The following is an 18,009-nucleotide window of genomic DNA, read 5'->3' as shown; positions in this document are numbered from 1 at the left end:
GTGCTGAGGGGGCAACGTCCTGGGGGCGGTCCCGGGTTCCTGGCCGTCGTCACGTCACCGAACGGCACCCGGCTCTCTCGGTTCATCCCGGTTCATGAGGGTCTAAAACCCGGAAGTGGTGCCGGGCCGACCGGAGACAATGGACCCGTGCGCTATCGCATCCTCGGCACCACCCAGGCGTTCCTCCCCGACGGCACCTCCGCTCCGGTCGGCGGAGCGCGGCTGCGCGCCCTGCTGGCCGTGCTCGCGCTGCGGCCCGGGCGCACGGTGCCCGTGCCCGCGCTGGTCGACGAGGTGTGGGACGGTGACCCGCCCGCGGACGCGTCCGGCGCGGTGCAGGCGCTGGTCGGGCGGCTGCGCAGGGCGCTCGGACCCGACGCGGTCGCCTCGGTGGACGGCGGCTACCGGCTGGTCGCGGGCGCCGACGACGTCGACCTCCACCGCTTCGAGCGGCTCGTCGGCGAGGGGACGCGCCTGCTGGCCGACGGGGACACGGCGAAGGCGGCCGTCGTGCTCGACGACGCCCTGGCCCTCTGGCGGGGGCCGGTCCTCGCCGACCTCCCCGACCGTACGGCTGTGACGGCCCGCCTGGAGGCGCGGCGGCTCGACGCCCGGCGGGCCAGGCTCACGGCGGCCCTCGCCCTGGGCCAGGCCGAGCAGTACCTTCCCGAGCTCACGGCGCTGTGCGACGCCCATCCGCTGGACGAGCCCCTGCAGGCGCTGCGGCTGCGGGCCCTGCGGGACGCCGGGCGTACGGCGGAGGCGCTGGCCGCGTACGAGGACGTGCGGCGGCTGCTGGCGGGCCGGCTGGGGGTTGATCCGGGGGCCGAGCTGAGGGCGTTGCACGGGGAGTTGCTGGGAGGCATCTCCTCGCCCCCGCCGGCTGGGGAATCAGCCCGTCCGGCGTTTGAGGGCGTGGCCGTCAGGCCGATACGGGGGTCCGGGGGCGGAGCCCCCGGGGACGGGACGGGCAGGGGCGGCGGGGGCGGAAACCCCAGGCCCGGCAACCTCCGCGCCCGTCTCACCTCCTTCGTCGGCCGGGAGGCCGACATCGACACCATCCGGGCCGATCTGACGGCGGCCCGGCTCGTGACGCTGCTGGGCGCCGGAGGCGCCGGCAAGACCCGCCTGTCGCAGGAGGCCGGCGAGGCCGTGGCCGAGGCCGTTCCCGACGGCGTCTGGCTGGCCGAGCTCGCCCGGGTCGACGACCCCGAGAACGTCCCCGAGGCCGTACTCACCGCCGTGGGCGCCCGCGAGACCGTGCTCCGGGGCGCCGGAGCCGAAGAGATGCGGGCGGTGGCCGACCGCCACGACGACGCGGTCAGCCGCCTCGTCGAACACTGCGGCAGGCGCCGCATGCTGCTCATCCTCGACAACTGCGAGCACCTGGTCGACGCGGCGGCACGCCTGACGGAGCGGCTGCTGGAGCGCTGCCCCGGACTGACCGTCCTGGCCACCAGCCGCGAACCCCTCGGCGTACCGGGGGAGTTGCTGCGTCCGGTGGAACCGCTGGCGCAGCCGGACGCGCTGCGGCTGCTCGCCGACCGCGGTGCCGCCGCCCGCCCCGGCTTCGACCCGGCGGACGAGCCGGAGGCGGCCGCCGAGATCTGCCGTCGTCTCGACGGCCTGCCGCTCGCCATCGAGCTGGCGGCGGCGAGGCTCCGGATGCTGACACTGAGTCAGATAGCGGTGCGGCTCGACGACCGGTTCCGGTTGCTCACGAGCGGCAGCCGGACCGTCCAGCCACGCCAGCAGACCCTGCGTGCCGTCGTCGACTGGTCCTGGGACCTGCTCGACGACGAGGAACGGGACGTCCTGCGGCGGCTGTCGGTGTTCGCGGGCGGCTGCGACCTCGCCGCCGCCGAGGCCGTCTGCGGTCCGGCCGCGCTGGAGGTACTCGGCTCGCTCGTCGACAAGTCCCTCGTGGTGGCGAGCCCCACCGACGACGGCGCGATGCGCTACCGGCTCCTGGAGACCGTCGCCGAGTACGCGCGCGAGCGGCTCGACGAGGCGGGTGCGCGGGCCGAGGCCGAGCGCGCCCACCTCACGTACTACCGCGAACTGGCCCGCACCACCGATCCGTTGCTGCGCGGCCCCGGCCAGCGCGCGGCGATCGCGCTGCTGGAGCTGGAGTACGACAACATTCGCAGCGCGCTGAAGCACGCCGTCGCCGAGCGCGACGAGCAGGAGGCCATCAGCCTGGTGCTGTCACTGTGCTGGTACTGGCAGATGCGCGATGTGCGCAGCGAGGCCCGCACCTGGTCCACCGAGGTCAAGGCACTCGGCCCCGACCCCTTCACCGCGCCCCCGCGCCCCGCCCCGGACCTGTTCGAGCGCCCCCTGGACTCTCCGCCGCCGATGCGCCCCGAGGTCCTCGACGAAGCCCGCCGCGGGGTGCACCTCGTCCACCTCGCCTGCATGGACCTGGACCTGGCCGCCTGGGAAACCCCCCAGGCCAAGGAGAAACTGCGCGTCATCAGCGAGAGCTACCGGCCGGGCCAGCCGCAGACCTGCCGTTTCCCCGGCGTCTTGTGGTTCTACGCAGTCCTGCTCAGCGCCGACCTGGAACGCACCCGCGCCATCGTCGACGAGACGGTGAACACCTGCCGCGAGCTCGGCTACTCCTGGGAGCTCGCCCAGGCCCTGCAGATGCGCGCCAACATCCTCGCCAACCGCGGCGACTGGGCGGGCGACGCCACCCGCGACGCCGAAGAGGCGCTGGAGCTGTTCACCCGGATCGGCGACGCCTGGGGCGCGGCGGAGGCACTCGCCGCGCGTGGAGAGGCCCAGGAGCGCAAGGGGGACTACCAGGGCGCCGCCGAGGACTTCCAACGGGCCCTGGAGTATGCCGAACGGCTCGGCGCGCGCGCCCAGTCGGGTGTCCTCAAAGCCCGCCTCGGCGGTGTGCTCGTCGAGGGCGGGGAGGCCGAGCGGGGCGAGAAGATGCTGTTCGAGGTGCTGGAGAACGCGCACGGAAGCACCAATGAGGCCCTGCCGGCCGCCCGGCTCTTCCTCGCCGTCTGGCTCGGCCGCTGCGGGCGCCTGGAGGAGGCGTGGGAGCAGGTCCAGCTCCTGAGGGAGGACTTCGACGCCGTCAACTTCGCGCTCTTCTCCAGTTTCGTCACCGGAGTGGAGGGCTGGCTGGACGCGTTGGCGGGCCGCTACGAGGCTTCCCTGGCCAGGATGCGTGAGGCGCTGCAGAGGGCCGGTGACCCGCTCATCCGCAACATCGCGCCGCACTTCGTCTCCGTGCAGCTCACCGGTGCGGCCATCGCGGTCGCCGCTGTGGACGGCGGCAGCCGGGCCCTGGACGCGGCCAGGCTGCTGGGCGCCGCCGACGCGCTGCTGCCGCCGGGCCACTTCCACAGCCCCATGGAGGTCGAGAACCGCAGCCGCGCCGAGTCCGCGACCAGGGCCGCGGTGGGGGACGCGGCGTACGAGACGGCGTACGCCGAGGGCGGTGCGCTCTCCGTGGAGGAGGCCACCGCCCTCGTGTGATCGCCGTGAACCGGCCCGTCCGGTTCGCGCCCGTGTGCGCGGGGGCCCACGTCAGCTCTTCGTACGGAACTTGTGGATCGCGACCGGTGCCATCACCGCCGTGATGGCCACCGCCCAGCCCAGCGTCACCCACAGGTCGTGCGCGACGGGGCCGCCCACCATCAGTCCGCGCGCCGCGTCCGCGAGCGTGGACAGCGGGTTGTAGTCGGTGAAGGCCCGCAGCCAGCCCGGCATCGAGTTCGTCGGTGCGAAGATCGACGAGCCGAACTGCAGGGGGAACAGCACCAGGAAGCCCATCGCCTGCACGGACTGCGCGTTCTTCAGGACCACGCCCAGGGTGAGGAACACCCACATGATCGACGTGGCGAACGCCGCGGACAGGCCCACGGTCGCGAACAGGCCGGGCCAGCTGGTGATGTCGAAACCGACCGCGACGGCGACGATCATCAGCACGGTCGTCGCGAACAGCATCCGCCCCAGCTCGACCGTGATCTTCGCGAACAGCACCGAACCGCGCCCGATCGGCAGGGACCGGAAGCGGTCCATGACCCCGCTGTTGAAGTCCTGGCTGAAGCCCGTGCCGACGCCCTGGGACAGCGTCATGCTCATCATCGCGATCATGCCGGGGATCACGTACTGCACATAGCCGTCCTGCCCGCCGCCGAGCGCCTGGCCGATCGAGCCGCCGAAGACGTACACGAACAGCAGCGTGAAGACGACCGGCATCAGCAGCGCGTCGAACATCGACTCGGGGTCCTGCCGGATCCACAGCAGGTTGCGCCGGATGAGGGCGCCGGTGTGCCGCAGGTGCCCGCGCAGCCCGATGCGGGCGTCGGCGGTCGTGGTGGGGGCGTTGGTGAGGGTATCCGAAGGGGTGGCGCGAGGCGCCTCGTTCAGGGTGGTGGCGGGCGACGGGTGGGCGGTCATGCGGCGACCTCCTCGCGGGTCTCGGTGGGCGTGGCGTCCTGCGGGGCACTGGCGCGGTGGCCGGTGAGGGACAGGAACACCTCGTCCAGACTGGGCAGTTCGGTGGAGATGGAGGCGAGCGTGATGCCGCGCGCGGTGACGGCGCCGACGATCGCGGTGAGCTGCTCGTCGCTGAGGACCGGGACGAGGAGGGTGCGGGACTCGGTGTCCACTGTGGTGGTCGCGAGTCCGGTGATGCCGAGGTCGTCGAGGTACTCGGCGAGGGGCCGCAGCTGCGACGGGTCGACCGGGCGCACCCGCAGCGTCCGCCCGCCGACCCTGGCCTTGAGCTCCTCGATCCCGCCCTCCGCGATGACCTTGCCCCGGTCGACGACGGTCAGTTCGGAGGCGAGTTGTTCGGCCTCCTCCATGTACTGGGTGGTCAGCAGCACGGTGACACCGTCGCCGACCATGGCCTTGACCTCGTCCCACACCTCGTTGCGGGTGCGCGGGTCAAGACCGGTGGTCGGCTCGTCGAGGAACAGGACGGCGGGCCGCCCGATCATGGAGGCGGCGAGGTCGAGCCGCCGCCGCATGCCGCCGGAGTAGGTGCTGGCGGGCCGCTTGGCGGCTTCGGTGAGCGAGAACCGCTCCAGCAGCTCGTCGGCACGCGCGCGTGCCTCCTTGCGGGGCAGGTCGAGCAGTCGCCCGATCATGTAGAGGTTCTCCCAGCCGGGGAGCTTCTCGTCCACCGACGCGTACTGCCCGGTGAGCCCGATCACCTTCCGCAACTGCCGGGGTTGCCGTACGGCGTCGTAGCCGGCGACGACGGCCTGTCCCGCGTCGGGCGCCAGCAGGGTGGACAGGATCCGTACGAGGGTGGTCTTGCCGGCGCCGTTCGGGCCGAGCACGCCGCGGACGGTGCCTTCCCGTACGTCCAGGTCGACGCCGTCGAGCGCCTTGGTCTCGCCGTAGTGCTTGACCAGTCCCCGGACGGTGACGGCGCTCTTCGGGCCGCCTGCGTTCTTGTCGGTTCGTGTCATGGGGACGACAGTGTCAGGCCCCACCGACAAACCACCGACAACCGGCCGACACCCACCGGCAGAGCACCGACAGATCACCGACAGACCACCGACAGGGGGTTCCCTGGACTCCTTCGGTTCCTTCGGTTCCGTGGGTTCCTTGGGTGTTCGTTCGCTTCCTTCGCTATTCGGTCCGGGCCCGACCTGGCAGCAGGGTCCCCACGGCGCGCTCCACCTCGGCGATGCGGTCGGCCAGCCCGGCCGTGTCGGCTTCCGGCCTGTCGCGCAGCAGCAGCTCGATCCGGGCGAGCCGTTCGGTGACCTCCGTGAGCCGGTCCGCGTCCCCCGTCACCGCGCGTATCGCCAACTGGCGGTTCTTGCGGTGCAGATCGAGAAAGATGTTGACCTTGGTGCGCAGCACCCAGGGGTCGATGGGCTTGGCGATGAAGTCGGCGGCTCCGATCGCGTATCCCCGGTAGGCGTGGTCCGCACTGCCCTCGGTCCCGGTCACCAGAATGATCGGCACGTCCTTGGTCTGGTCGAGACGCTTGATGTTGGCGGCGGTCTCGAAGCCGTCCATGCCGGGCATCCGGACGTCCAGGAGGACGACCGCGAACTCCTGGCGCAGCATCGCCTTCAGCGCCTGCTCCCCCGAGCGCGCGAGGACCAGGTGCTGGTGCAGCGGACTGAGCACGGCCTCGAACGCGATGAGGTTCTCCTCCATGTCGTCGACGATGAGGATGCTGCACGGGTCGGCCAGGTTGGTGGTCATGGCGGGTCCTCGGGTGGATCGTCGGCACTGGCGTCCGTGTCCGGCGGTTCTCCGGCGACGCCGGGGGCAGGCGCCGGGGAGTCGCTCTCCTGGTCGAGCAGGTCGCAGATGACCGACAGCAGGTGGTCGACGTTCACCGGCTTGGGCACGTAGCCGTTGGCGCCGCTGTCGATCGCCTTGTCGCGGTCGCCGGGCATCGCCTTGGCGGTGAGCGCGACGATCGGCAGGTGAGCGAGGCGAGGGGTGCCCCGGATGGTGCGTATGGTCTCGTAGCCGTCCATCTCGGGCATCATGATGTCCATCAGGACCAGGGACACGTCCGGATACCGCTCCAGGACCTCCAGGCCCTCCCGGCCGTTCTCCGCGTACCGCACGGTGATGCCGACCCGGCCGAGCGCGTGCGTGAGCGCGAAGACGTTGCGGATGTCGTCATCGACGATGAGGAGGCGGCGGCCGGCCAGGACACGGCCGGGGCGCCCGCTGAGCCATTCCTTGAGCCGCGTCGTCTCCGGCCAGGTGTCCTCGCGGCCGTTGACGGTCTCCTTGGCCTCCCTGCCCGTCGTGCTGCCTGTCGGACTACCCGTCGGGTCGTCCGTGCGGCGGTCCGCAGCCAGGACGCCGGCACTGAGCCCCCTCGCGGGAGCGAGCACGTCCTCGGGTGAGGTGTCCTCGGCGACGGCCGCCGCCGGCGCCGGGGTCTGCACGGGAAGCACGGGCGCGGCACCCGCGGCGCGCGGGTCCTCCGTGCCCTGCGCGGCGGTGACGCCGGGGTGGTGCGAGGGAATGTAGAGGGTGAACCGCGATCCCACGCCCGGCTCGCTCTCGGCGACGATCTTGCCGCCGAGCATCCCGGCGATCTCCCGGCTGATGGACAGGCCGAGGCCGGTGCCGCCGTACTTGCGGTTGGTGGTGCCCTCGGACTGCTGGAAGGCCTCGAAGATCATCGGCAGTTTGTCGGGGGCGATACCGATCCCCGTGTCCTTCACGGAGAACGCGATGACGGCTTCCGCGTCGCTGAGCGTCTCCTCGGCGAACCGGCTCCCCGGCACCCGGTCGACGCGCAGCTCCACGCTGCCGTGGTGGGTGAACTTCACCGCGTTGGACAGCAGGTTGCGCAGCACCTGCTGGAGGCGCTGCTCGTCGGAGTACAGCTCCGCCGGTACGTCCTTGTCGACCGCGATCTCGAAGCCCAGCCCCCGGTCGATGGTGAGCGGCCGGAACGTCGCGTGGACGTAGTCGAGCAGCTTGATCAGCGGGAGCGTCCTCGGGCGTACGTCCATCCGCCCGGCCTCGATCTTCGACAGGTCGAGGATGTCGCTGATCAGCTGGAGCAGGTCCGAACCCGAGCGGTGGATGGTGGTCGCGAACTGCACCTCCTGTTCGGCCAGGTGCCCGTCGGGGTTGTCGGCGAGCAACCGGGCCAGGATCAGCAGGGAGTTGAGCGGCGTGCGCAGCTCGTGCGACATGTTCGCGAGGAACTCCGACTTGTACTGCGAGGCGGTCGCGAGCAGGGCCGCCTTCTCCTCCAGCTCGGCGTTGGAGCGCTGGAGTTCGTCCGACCGTTCGCGCAACTCGGAGGTGAGCCGCTGTGACTCCGACAGCAGCGACTCCGTACGCGAGTTGGCGATGATCGTGTTGATCGACACGCCGATCGTGTTGGCGAACTGGTCGATGAACGCCAGGTGCACATCGCTGAACTTGCTCAGCGAGGCCAGCTCGATCACTCCGAGCACCTGGTCCTCGAAGCGGATGGGCAGGATGACGATGCTGGCCGGGCGGGCCGTGCCGAGCCCCGAGTTGATGGTGATGTAGTCGGGCGGGGCGTCCATGATGAGGATGCGCTGCTTCTCCTGCGCGGCCTGCGCGATCAGCCCGCGGCCCGGTGTGCCGGTGCCGGGCAGGGGGCTGCCCCCGCCGGCCTGGTCGGTGCCGTACCCGGCGATGAACTGGAGGCGCTCCCCGGGAGGCGCCCCTGCCTCCGCCAGGAAGAACGCGCCGAACTGCGCGTTCACCAGCGGGGTCAGCTCGCGCAGGATCAGGTCGGCGACCTCCACCAGGTCGCGGTGTCCCTGCATGAGCGCCGCCATGCGGGTGAGGTTGGACTCCAGCCAGTCCTTGGCCCGGGTGGTCTCGCGGAGGTTGGAGACCATGAGGTTGATGTTGTTCTTCAGCTCGGCGACCTCACCCTGTGCCTCGACCGTGATGGCGCGGGACATGTCGCCCTGGGTGACGGCGCTCGCCACCTCCGCGATCGCCCGGACCTGGGTGGTGAGGTTCAGGGCCAGCTCGTTGACGTTGGTGGTCAGCCGCTTCCACGTTCCGTAGACGCCCTCGACACGGGCCTGACCGCCCAGCTGCCCCTCACTGCCGACCTCCCGGGCGACGCGGGTGACCTCGGACGAGAACGACGAGAGCGTGTCGACCATCGTGTTGATGGTGGTCTTCAGCTCCAGGATCTCGCCGCGCGCGTCCACATCGATCTTCTTCGACAGGTCACCCTGCGCGACGGCCGTGGCGACCTGGGCGATGTTGCGGACCTGGGAGGTGAGGTTGTACGCCATGAAGTTCACGTTGTCCGTGAGGTCCTTCCACACCCCGGACGCCCCGTCGACCTGGGCCCGGCCGCCCAGCCGCCCCTCCGTGCCGACCTCGCGGGCGACCCGGGTGACCTCGTCGGCGAACGCGCGCAGCTGCTCGACCATGGTGTTCACGGTCTCCTTCAGCTGCAGGATCTCGCCGCGCGCGTCGACCGTGATCTTCTTCGACAGGTCGCCGTTGGCGACCGACGTGGTCACCTGCGCGATGTTGCGCACCTGCGAGGTCAGGTTGGACGCCATGAAGTTGACGTTGTCCGTCAGCTCCTTCCACACGCCCGACACCCCGCGGACCTGCGCCTGCCCGCCCAGGTTGCCCTCCGTGCCGACCTCGCGCGCGACCCGGGTGACCTCGTCGGCGAACGCGGAGAGCTGGTCGACCATCGTGTTGATCGTCGACTTCAGCTCCAGGATCTCGCCCTTCGCCTCCACCGTGATCGTCTTGCCGAGGTCCCCCTGGGCGACGGCCGTGGCGACCTGGGCGATGTTGCGGACCTGGGAGGTGAGGTTGTCCGCCATGAAGTTGACGTTGTCGGTGAGGTCCTTCCACACCCCCGAGACACCGCGGACCTGCGCCCGGCCGCCGAGCCGCCCCTCGGTGCCCACTTCTCGGGCCACGCGGGTGACCTCGCCCGCGAACGCCGACAGCTGGTCGACCATCGTGTTCACGGTGCTCTTGAGCTGCAGGATCTCACCGCGGGCGTCCACCGTGATCTTCTGGCTCAGATCCCCGTCGGCGACCGCCGTGGTCACCTGGGCGATGTTGCGGACCTGGGAGGTGAGGTTGGACGCCATGAAGTTGACGTTGTCGGTGAGGTCCTTCCACACCCCGGAGACCCCCGGCACCTGGGCCCGGCCGCCCAGCTGCCCCTCCGTGCCGACCTCGCGGGAGACCCGGGTGACCTCGTCGGCGAACGCGCGGAGCTGGTCGACCATCGTGTTCACGGTGAGCTTCAGCTCCAGCAGCTCGCCGGTCGCCTCCACCGTGACCTGCCGGGTCAGATCACCGCGGGCCACCGCCGTGGTCACCACCGCGATGTCGCGCACCTGCGCGGTCAGCCGGGAGGCCATCGTGTTGACGGCCTCGGTCACATAGCGCCAGTCGCCGGTCAGCCCCTGCACCGTGGCCCGCCCGCCGAGACGGCCCTCGGTGCCGACCTCCCGGGCGACGCGCGTCAGTTCGCCGGTGAACAGCGACAGCTGCTCCACCATGCGGTTCACCCCGCTGCCCAGGCGCCGCAGATCGCCGCGGAGCGGTCGTCTGCCGTCGTGCAACTCGGCGCGCTGCGTCAGATCACCGTCCGCGACGGCGTCCAGCACGCGGGTGGCGTTCATGATCGGGACGGCCAGCGCTTCCAGCAGCGTGTTGGCCGCGTCCACGCTCGTCGTCCACCCTCCCGGCCCGGGACTCGCCGTGAGCCGCTCGTCCAGCCGCCCCGGCCGTACCACCTCCCGCCGCACCCGCTCGAGCTCCGAGGCCAGATGCGCGTTCCGCGTGATGATCCGGTTGAAGACCCCCGCGATCTCGGCGAGGACCCCGTCGGGCGGATTTCCCATGCGGACGGTGAAATCGCCGTCACAAAGAGAATTCATGGCCGCGAGCAACGGGCGCAATTCGGCCACGCGCACCCACTCGCCGTCCTGTGCGGGGGCGGGGCCGCCTGCGGCCTCAGGCCTGGTATCCGTGGGCTCCGCCTCCTGGGATTCGGGCTCAGGAGAGGCGAGTTGAGGCTGGGTGGCAGGTTTCATGGCAATACATTTCTTGGGACAGACATACCATTACTTCCCATTTAGGCTACATTCGTCCTGTATTTGCCGTCAGTGATGTTTGCCAAGGTGTTGCCAGTGGGGTCGTCCTTTGAGCCACGTGCGGCCGAGGTGCGGATACGCCTCCCCGCCAATGAGCTCGCGGCCTCGGCGGCGCGCAGGTTCCTGCGTGCCGTGCTGACCGAGCGCGCCGCGCCGCGCCTCCCCGGCGCCCCGGCGTTCAGTGACCGGTCGGTCGATGACGCCGTGCTCCTGGTGAGCGAGCTGGTCACCAGCGCCGTCACGCATGCCGGCTTCGAGGTCGAGGTGGCCTGCCGGATCGAGACCGGCCCCGGCTTCCCGGCGGGTTACGCGCCCGCGCGGGCCGAGGCCGGGCGTGCGGGCGTCGTGGTCGAGGTGCTGGAGCGCGGCCCCTCCGGTGCCTTCGGTGCCTCTGGTGGAGGAAGCAGCGCACGGAGCCGCGTGCGCGGCCATGGGCGGCAGCTGATGCACACGCTGGCCGAGTCCTGGGGCGTGACCTACCGGCACACCGGGAAGGCCAGATGGTTCCGTCTGGAGTGCGCGATGCCGCCCCCGCTCGCCGTCCCGGAGCAGGCCGGCGCCGGCTCACTCGGCGAGGCCGTTCGCCGCGGGCGGCCCGCCCCCTCGCCCGGCACGCCGCGCGACCGCCCGGGCCGCGGGGCTGAGTGGGCCGAGCGCGAAGGACAGGCGTTCCTCGCCGAAGCCGGAGAGCTCCTCGCCGGGCAGCTGGACGAGGACATGGTCGCGGCGCTCGCCGGGCAGCTCCTGGTTCCCCGGCTCGCCGACTGGTGCGGCGTGTGGCTGACGACGGACAACGCGGAGATGAGGCTCTCCCACGTCTGGCACGTGGACGAGCGGCGGATCCGCACCCTCCGCCTGGCGCTGGCGAAGGACCGTCCGTCCGCAGGTCTGAGCACGACCGGTGTCCCCTGGCCCTGGCCCGAGTCCTCGGACGCCGGGATCACAGGCGGCTCGGCGCTGGCGTTCCCGCTCGTCGTGGGCGGCCGGTGCCACGGCACACTCCTGATCGGCCAGGCGGGACAGCCCCGGCTGACCGACGCCGTCGTACGGCTCGCGGAGGACGTGGCCCGGCGCATGGCCCAGGCCGTGGTCACCGCCCGCCACTACACGCGGCAGGCGAGGATCAGCCGGACGCTCCAGCGCAGGCAGCTCCCCACGTCACTCGCCGCCATTCCGGGCATCGACACGGCGCTCGTCTACGAGCCCTGGGGCGAGGGCCAGACCGTCGGCGGGGACTTCTACGACCTGTTCCCGATAGGGGACCGCCGGTGGTGCTTCCTGCTCGGGGACGTCGCCGGCCACGACGTGGAGGCGATGTCCGTCACCGGTCTGGCGCGGCACCTCGTACGGCTGCTGGCACGGGAGGGCCACGGCGTCGAGTCCCTGCTCAACCGGCTGAACCTCGCCATGGCGGAGGAGGCCGCCGAGGCCATGACGCTGCGCGGCGAGCGGGAGGGCTCCCGCTTCCTGAGCCTGTTGTACGGCGAGCTGGAGCCCGACCCGGTCGCCGGCGGAGCACGGTGCACGATAGCCAGCGCCGGGCACCCGCCGCCCTTGCGGCTGGCGGCGGACGGCTCGGTGACGCCGGCCGCGGAGCCGCAGATGCTGCTCGGCATCGAGGAGCACGCGGAGTTCCACGCCCACTCCTTCACCCTGGCGCCGGGGGAGACACTGCTGTGCGTGACCGACGGCGTGACCGAGCGCCGCAGAAACACCCGGCAGCTGGACGACGACGACGGGCTGGCGAAGGTACTCCGAGGATGCGTGGGACTCGGCGCGAAGGCCGTGGCGGAACGGGTCAGGCGAGCCGCCCACGACTTCAGCCCCGAGCCGATCGACGACGACCTCGCCGTGCTGGTACTGGAGGCGGTCCCGGTACTCAGAAGCGCGGCAACGGTGGTGACGGCTCTCCGGGAGAACCGGACCGGTTGAGCCGGCCACGCCCGCCCGAACAGCCCCTCCGGTGTTTCCTGACCTGACAGCCCCTCCGGCGTTTGAGGAGCGGGGGTCCGGGGGCCGGCCCCCGAACGGGGTCCGGGGGCCGGGGCGGAGCCCCGAAACGGACGGGGGTCGGGGGGCGGCCCAGAAGCGGGGTCCGGGGCGGAGCCCCGAGAAGGACGGGGGTCCAGGGGGCGCAGCCCCCTTGGCCGGGGTCGAAGGGGCGGAGCCCCTGGGGGATGGGACGGGTAGGGGCGGCGGGGGCGAGAAAACCCCCGGCCGCCGCCACGCCCTCAGCGGGACACCGACTCCGACTCCCGCGGCACGTACGACGCCACCAGCCGCCCCGGCCCACTGGGCCGTACAACGGCCCCCCGCCGGACATCGACGACGTACGCCACCACCGCGACACCGAGCCCCAGCACAGCCAGCCCGGCCCCCGCGACCGCGGGAGACGTCACCCCGAGACCGGCCGCGAGCGTCACCCCGCCGATCCACGCACCCCCGGCGTTGGCCAGGTTGAAGGCCGCCTGGTTGGCGGAGGAGGCGAGGGACGGAGCCGTGGACGCCTTCTCCATGACCATGAGCTGGAGGGGCGAGCCGGTGGCGAAGGCCGCCGTGCCGAGCAGCGTCACCGCGAGCGCGGCCGTCCACGCGGACTCCATCAGCAGTGGGAACAGCCCGAGCACCACCATCAGCGACACCAGACCGCCGAACAGCGTCCCCCGCAGCGAGTGGTCCGCCAGCCGGCCCCCCACGAGGTTGCCCACCGTCGCCCCGACACCGAACAGCGCCAGCAGCAGCGTCACGCTCGCCTCCGCGTACCCGGCGGCCTCGGTCAGCATGGGCGCGATGTAGCTGTACGCGGCGAAGAGGGCACCGAAGCCCGCGACCGTCGTCCCCAGGGCCAGCCAGACGGGCAGTGAGCGCAGAGCGGCCAGTTCACCCCGCAGGCCACCACCGGACGCCCCACCGTGGGCGTGGTCACGCGGCAGCAGCAGCGCCAGGGAGCCGATCGCCGCCAGTCCGATCAGGCTCACACCGAGGAACGCGGCACGCCAGCCGAGGTGTTGCCCGACCAGCGTCGCCACCGGTACCCCGGCGACGTTCGCGACGGTGAGGCCGAGGAACATCAGCGAGACCGAGCGGGCCTTGCGCTCGGGCGCCACCAGGTTCGTGGCGACGACGGCACCCACTCCGAAGAAGGCACCGTGCGGCAGTCCGCTCAGGAAACGGGCGGCCAGCAGCCAGTGCTCGTCGGGCGCGAAGGCCGACAGGGCGTTGCCGAACACGAACAGCGCCATCAGCGCGATCAGAACCGTACGGCGGGACATGCGGGCCGTCACCGCGGCGAGCAGGGGAGCACCGATCACCACGCCCAGCGCGTACGCCGAGACGAGATGTCCGGCGGTGGGGATGGAGACGCGCAGGTCGACCGCGACATCGGGCAGCAGGCCCATCATCACGAACTCGGTCGTACCGATCCCGAACGCGCCCACGGCGAGGGCGAGCAGGGCGAGGGGCATGGAGCAACCTTTCACAGAGGAGGGATTCGTTCCATCGTATGTTCATCTCCGGAACAAACTCTCCCCGGCCCACTATTCCAGTGGGTGAGGCCCGAGTTGCGGGCGGGTGCTCAGGACCCCGATGTGCCGAGCTCCACACGCGCCGCGATCGGCAGATGGTCGCTCCCCGTCGACGGCAGCGTCCACGACGCCTCCGGCTCGGCGTCCCGCACCATGATCTGGTCGATACGGGCCATCGGGAACGACGCCGGCCAGCTGAAGCCGAAGCCGCTGCCGGCCGCGCCCTGCGTCGAACGCATCTGCGCGGTGACCGCGTTGAGCGCGCGGTCGTTCATCGTGCCGTTGAGGTCACCGAGCAGGACGACCTGCTTGATGGGCTCGCGCGAGATGGCCTCGCCCAGGGCGTCGGCGCTCTTGTCGCGCTGGCGCGCGGTGAACCCCGCCTCCAGCTTCACCCGCACCGAGGGCAGATGGGCGACGTAGACGGCCACCTCTCCCGCGGGCGTCGTCACGGTCGAGCGCATCGCGCGCTCCCAGCCCAGCTTGATGTCGACGGCCCTGGTGTCCTTCATCGGGTACTTGCTCCACAGCCCGACGGTGCCGACCACCTTGTGGTACTTGTACGTCGGGTCCAGCGCCTTCTCGTAGACCGGCGCGGCCTCCTCGGTCAGCTCCTCCAGCGCCACCACGTCCGCTCCCGACGCGGCCACGTCGAGGGCGGTGCCGGACGGGTCCGGGTTGTCCGCGTTGACGTTGTGCGTGGCGACGGTCAGGTCACCGCCGGTGCCGGCCTTGTCGGTGACCAGCCCGCCGAAGAGGTTCAGCCAGACGATCGTGGGCAGCAGAACGGCGATGAGCGCGGTCGCCGAGCGGCGGATGAGCGCGACGGCCAGGAGCAGTGGGACGAACGCGCCGAGCCAGGGCAGAAACGTGTCAGTGAGGCTGCCGAGGTTGCCGATCGTGTTGGGGATGTGCGTGTGCAGCGCCATCACCAGCGCGAGGACCACGGCGACGGCGGCGGTCACGATGCCCCGGCGCCAGATCCCCCGGTCGCGCCGCCAGCCGTCCCACAGGCGTCGGAACCGGGCCCCCTCGCGGCCCGGCCCCGTGCCGCCGCTGCCCGTCTCCGTCATGTACGCCTGCGCCATACCGTCGCCTCACAACCCGCCGTGCACGTCGTCCCCCGCGTCTACGACCCTAGGGGATGATCGCGTTCGTTCCTGCCGTCCCGTGACGGCCGTACGGGCACGATGACGAGATCCCGGCGTTCGGAGTTCCGAACCGGAGGCCACGGAAGGCGCTCTGTGACGAATCCCGCACAATGCCAGGAAGATTTCAACGGTGTTCTCGCTGACGGTGCCTCAATCACCCGTCCTCATTTCAAAATTCAAGAAGTATTTCGACGGGTCCCGGGCGAACAGCCCTGCGAGAAATGTCACGCACGTGCGAGCACGGGTGAAGGGGCCGCGGCGTGAACCGCGGTGTGGGCCGTCACAAGGACTACGCACTGTCCGGCGGCCGCAGCCCCTCCAGGACCGTGTCGACGATGTGCTCGGCCAGACCCTCGTCGAGCGAGGCGTCCGGCCGCATGACGGTGCGTACGAGCATGGGGCCGACGAACAGGTCGCTGATCAGCTCGATGTCGAGGTCGGCGCGGAGTTCGCCGTTCTCCCGGCCCCGGCGCAGTACCTCGGAGGTGGTGCGGCGCCGGGGTTCGATCACGACGGCGTGGTACGCGGCCCAGATCTTCGGGCTGCTCTTCATCTGCGCGTGGACGTTGTGCAGGATCGCCGAGGAACGGCTCATCAGGCCGCGTTGGCGCAGCGACTCCAGGAGGGCGACCAGGTCGTCACGCATGGAGGTGCCGGGGAGCACGGCGTCCGGGGGTTCGGCCGCGCGCAGAACGTCGACGAAGAGCTCCTCCTTGCCGCTCCACCGGCGGTAGATGGTGGCCTTGCCGACGCCGGCCGTGCGCGCCACCCGCTCGATGGACAGCTCCGCGAGCGGCACGCCGTCCTCGAGGAGCTTCATCACCCCTTCGATGATGGAGCGTTCCACGGCCTCGCTGCGCGGCCGTCCCCGGACAGGGCTCACGGGGTTCTGCCGGTTCCCGTGGCTCCCTTCCCCGGCCCGGCTGTCGGCGAGGCTCACGATCGGCTCCGTCCCTGTGTCGTCGGCATCGGGCGATTCTCCCGTCTGAACGACCGTAAGAGGCACGCGGTGCCCGGACAGGCCCGCTTGATGTCCGCCAACCAGCATCACTGGCCGCCCTATTGATCCGTCGTCACCAGATCCGCCTCCCCGGGCTCCTGCTGCGGCCGGGGTGGCTTCCCCGGCAGGAACAGCGCCACCACGACCGCGCCGAACACGGCTACTCCCGCCCCGCACAGCGCGGTCACGTGCATGGCGTGCAGGAAGGCGTCGTGGGCCGGGGCGATCAGCGCCTCGCCCCTGGCGCCGAGCTTCCCGGCGAAGCCGAGGGTGGCCTCGATGGACTCGCCCGCCTCGTGCCGGGCGGCGGCCGGCAGATGGTCCTCGATGTCCGAGCGGTACACCGTCGACAGCACGGACCCGAGGACCGCGATACCGAGGGCGCCGCCGACCTGGCGGAAGGTGTTGCTGAGCGCGGACGCCGAGCCGGCCTTCTCGCGCGGCAGCGCCTGCATGATGACGACGCTCACCGGGGTCATGATGTGCGCCATGCCGGTCCCCATGCAGAAGAAGATCACTTCGAGGATCCAGATCGGCGTGTCCGCCTCCAGCGCGGCGAAGGCGGCCAGCATCGCCGCGATGAGCAGCAACCCGGCCGTGCACACCGCCTTGTTGCCGAACCGGTCCACGGCCAGCCGGGCGCGCGGCGCGAACACCATCTGCGCGACGGCCAGCGGCAGCATCAGCAGACCGGTCTGCAAAGGCGTGTAGCCGCGCACGCTCTGGGTGTAGAAGACCGAGAAGAAGGTCACACCCATGAGCGCGAAGAACACGAGCGCGATGGCGCATATGGCCGCCGAGAAGACCTTGTTCCTGAAGTACGTGACGTCGATGGACGGATGGTCGCTGCGCTTCTCGAACACGACGAAGGCGGCGAGCACCGCGAGTCCGGCCCCGATGGTCGCGAGCACGGTGACGTCCGTGAAGTCGGCGAGCTGACCGCCCTTGATGATGCCGTACACGAGCAGGACGAGGCCGACGACGGAGAGCACGACACCGACCGGGTCGACGCGCCCCGGTCGCGGATCCCGAGAGTCGGGCACCAGCCACAGCATCAGCGCCAGCGCGACGAGGACGATGGGCACGTTGATGAGGAAGACGGACCCCCACCAGAAGTGGTCGAGGAGGATCCCGCCGGTGATGGGCCCGATGGCGATGGCCAGTCCGACGCCCCCCGCCCAGATACCGATGGCCTTGGGCTGCTCGTCCCGCTCGAAGACGTTCATCAGGACGGCGAGGGTCGCGGGCATCACGAACGCGGCCCCGAGGCCCATCACGGCGCGGAACGCGATGAGCTCGCCGGGCGAACCCGACTGGGCGGCCAGCGCCGACCCGATGCCGAACACCACCAGCCCGGCGAGCAGGACCTTCTTCCGCCCGAGCCGGTCTCCCAGGAGCCCCGCGCTGAACAGCAGCCCGGCGAAGACGAGCGTGTAGGCGTTGATCGCCCACTCCAGCTCGCTCTGGGTGGCGCCGAGACCGGTCGGCGCGGGCGTGGAGATCGTCTTGATGGCGACGTTCAGGATCGAGTTGTCGAGCACGACGATCAACAGGCTCAGCATCAGCACGCCCAGGATCGCCCAGCGGCGCCTGTGCACGGCTTCCGGGACCCGCCGTTGGGCAGGGGCAGCAGGAGAGGTCATGTGTTCGACCCTAAGGGCCTTTCGATACGGAACCGTCTCGTATCGAAAGTCTTTACGGAGCCGTTAACCACGGGGTCGTTGACCGCGGGG

The 18,009-nt window shown here is 71.1% G+C and carries 9 protein-coding genes and 1 pseudogene; 2 read left to right on the top strand and 8 right to left on the bottom strand.

Annotated elements, in window-relative coordinates; translation table 11 throughout:
• The first annotated feature begins 147 nt into the window (after positions 1–147).
• A complete protein-coding gene (locus tag ACZ49J_RS42550; protein WP_467456551.1) occupies positions 148–3,498 on the top strand; it encodes an AfsR/SARP family transcriptional regulator in 3,351 nt (1,116 codons plus the stop codon).
• A 51-nt stretch (positions 3,499–3,549) separates the two neighbouring features.
• On the opposite strand, the gene ACZ49J_RS42545 is transcribed toward ACZ49J_RS42550, so the two are convergent.
• From ACZ49J_RS42545 to ACZ49J_RS42530, 4 genes are all read right to left on the bottom strand, one after another.
• The gene (locus ACZ49J_RS42545; protein WP_467456550.1) at positions 3,550–4,425 is read right to left on the bottom strand and encodes an ABC transporter permease; all 876 of its coding nucleotides are present in this window, start codon (positions 4,423–4,425) and stop codon (positions 3,550–3,552) included.
• A complete protein-coding gene (locus ACZ49J_RS42540) occupies positions 4,422–5,447 on the bottom strand; it encodes an ATP-binding cassette domain-containing protein (RefSeq protein ID WP_467456548.1) in 1,026 nt (341 codons plus the stop codon). The genes ACZ49J_RS42545 and ACZ49J_RS42540 overlap by 4 nt, the downstream gene beginning before the upstream one ends.
• 163 nt (positions 5,448–5,610) lie before the next feature.
• Positions 5,611–6,198, bottom strand: a complete 588-nt coding sequence (locus ACZ49J_RS42535; protein WP_467456547.1) for a response regulator — start codon at positions 6,196–6,198, stop codon at positions 5,611–5,613.
• The gene (locus tag ACZ49J_RS42530) at positions 6,195–10,541 is read right to left on the bottom strand and encodes a HAMP domain-containing protein (RefSeq protein ID WP_467456545.1); all 4,347 of its coding nucleotides are present in this window, start codon (positions 10,539–10,541) and stop codon (positions 6,195–6,197) included. The genes ACZ49J_RS42535 and ACZ49J_RS42530 overlap by 4 nt, the downstream gene beginning before the upstream one ends.
• A 75-nt stretch (positions 10,542–10,616) precedes the next feature.
• On the opposite strand from ACZ49J_RS42530, the gene ACZ49J_RS42525 reads away from it, so the two are divergent.
• On the top strand, positions 10,617–12,533 hold the full coding sequence (locus ACZ49J_RS42525; RefSeq protein WP_467456544.1) for a SpoIIE family protein phosphatase: 1,917 nt from the start codon (positions 10,617–10,619) through the stop codon (positions 12,531–12,533).
• Between the two features lie 299 nt (positions 12,534–12,832).
• Here the strand turns inward: ACZ49J_RS42525 and ACZ49J_RS42520 are convergent, their stop codons facing one another.
• The 4 genes and pseudogenes from ACZ49J_RS42520 to ACZ49J_RS42505 all read right to left on the bottom strand — a co-directional run bounded on the left by ACZ49J_RS42520 (position 12,833) and on the right by ACZ49J_RS42505 (position 17,919).
• A complete protein-coding gene (locus ACZ49J_RS42520; protein WP_467456543.1) occupies positions 12,833–14,065 on the bottom strand; it encodes an MFS transporter in 1,233 nt (410 codons plus the stop codon).
• Between the two features lie 110 nt (positions 14,066–14,175).
• A pseudogene (locus ACZ49J_RS42515) lies at positions 14,176–15,136 on the bottom strand (endonuclease/exonuclease/phosphatase family protein).
• 429 nt (positions 15,137–15,565) lie between these two features.
• Positions 15,566–16,216 carry a TetR/AcrR family transcriptional regulator gene (locus ACZ49J_RS42510; protein ID WP_467456541.1) on the bottom strand — a complete coding sequence of 217 codons (651 nt, stop codon included), beginning with the start codon at positions 16,214–16,216 and terminating at the stop codon, positions 15,566–15,568.
• A 119-nt stretch (positions 16,217–16,335) separates the two neighbouring features.
• Positions 16,336–17,919, bottom strand: coding sequence for an MFS transporter (locus tag ACZ49J_RS42505; RefSeq protein ID WP_467456540.1), 1,584 nt, complete (start codon positions 17,917–17,919; stop codon positions 16,336–16,338).
• Positions 17,920–18,009: the final 90 nt, after the last annotated feature.

The sequence above is a fragment of the Streptomyces sp. NPDC030840 genome, assembly GCF_055572015.1.
The sequence above is the reverse complement of the archived record's forward strand: the minus strand, read 5'-3'. Positions and strand labels throughout refer to the sequence as shown.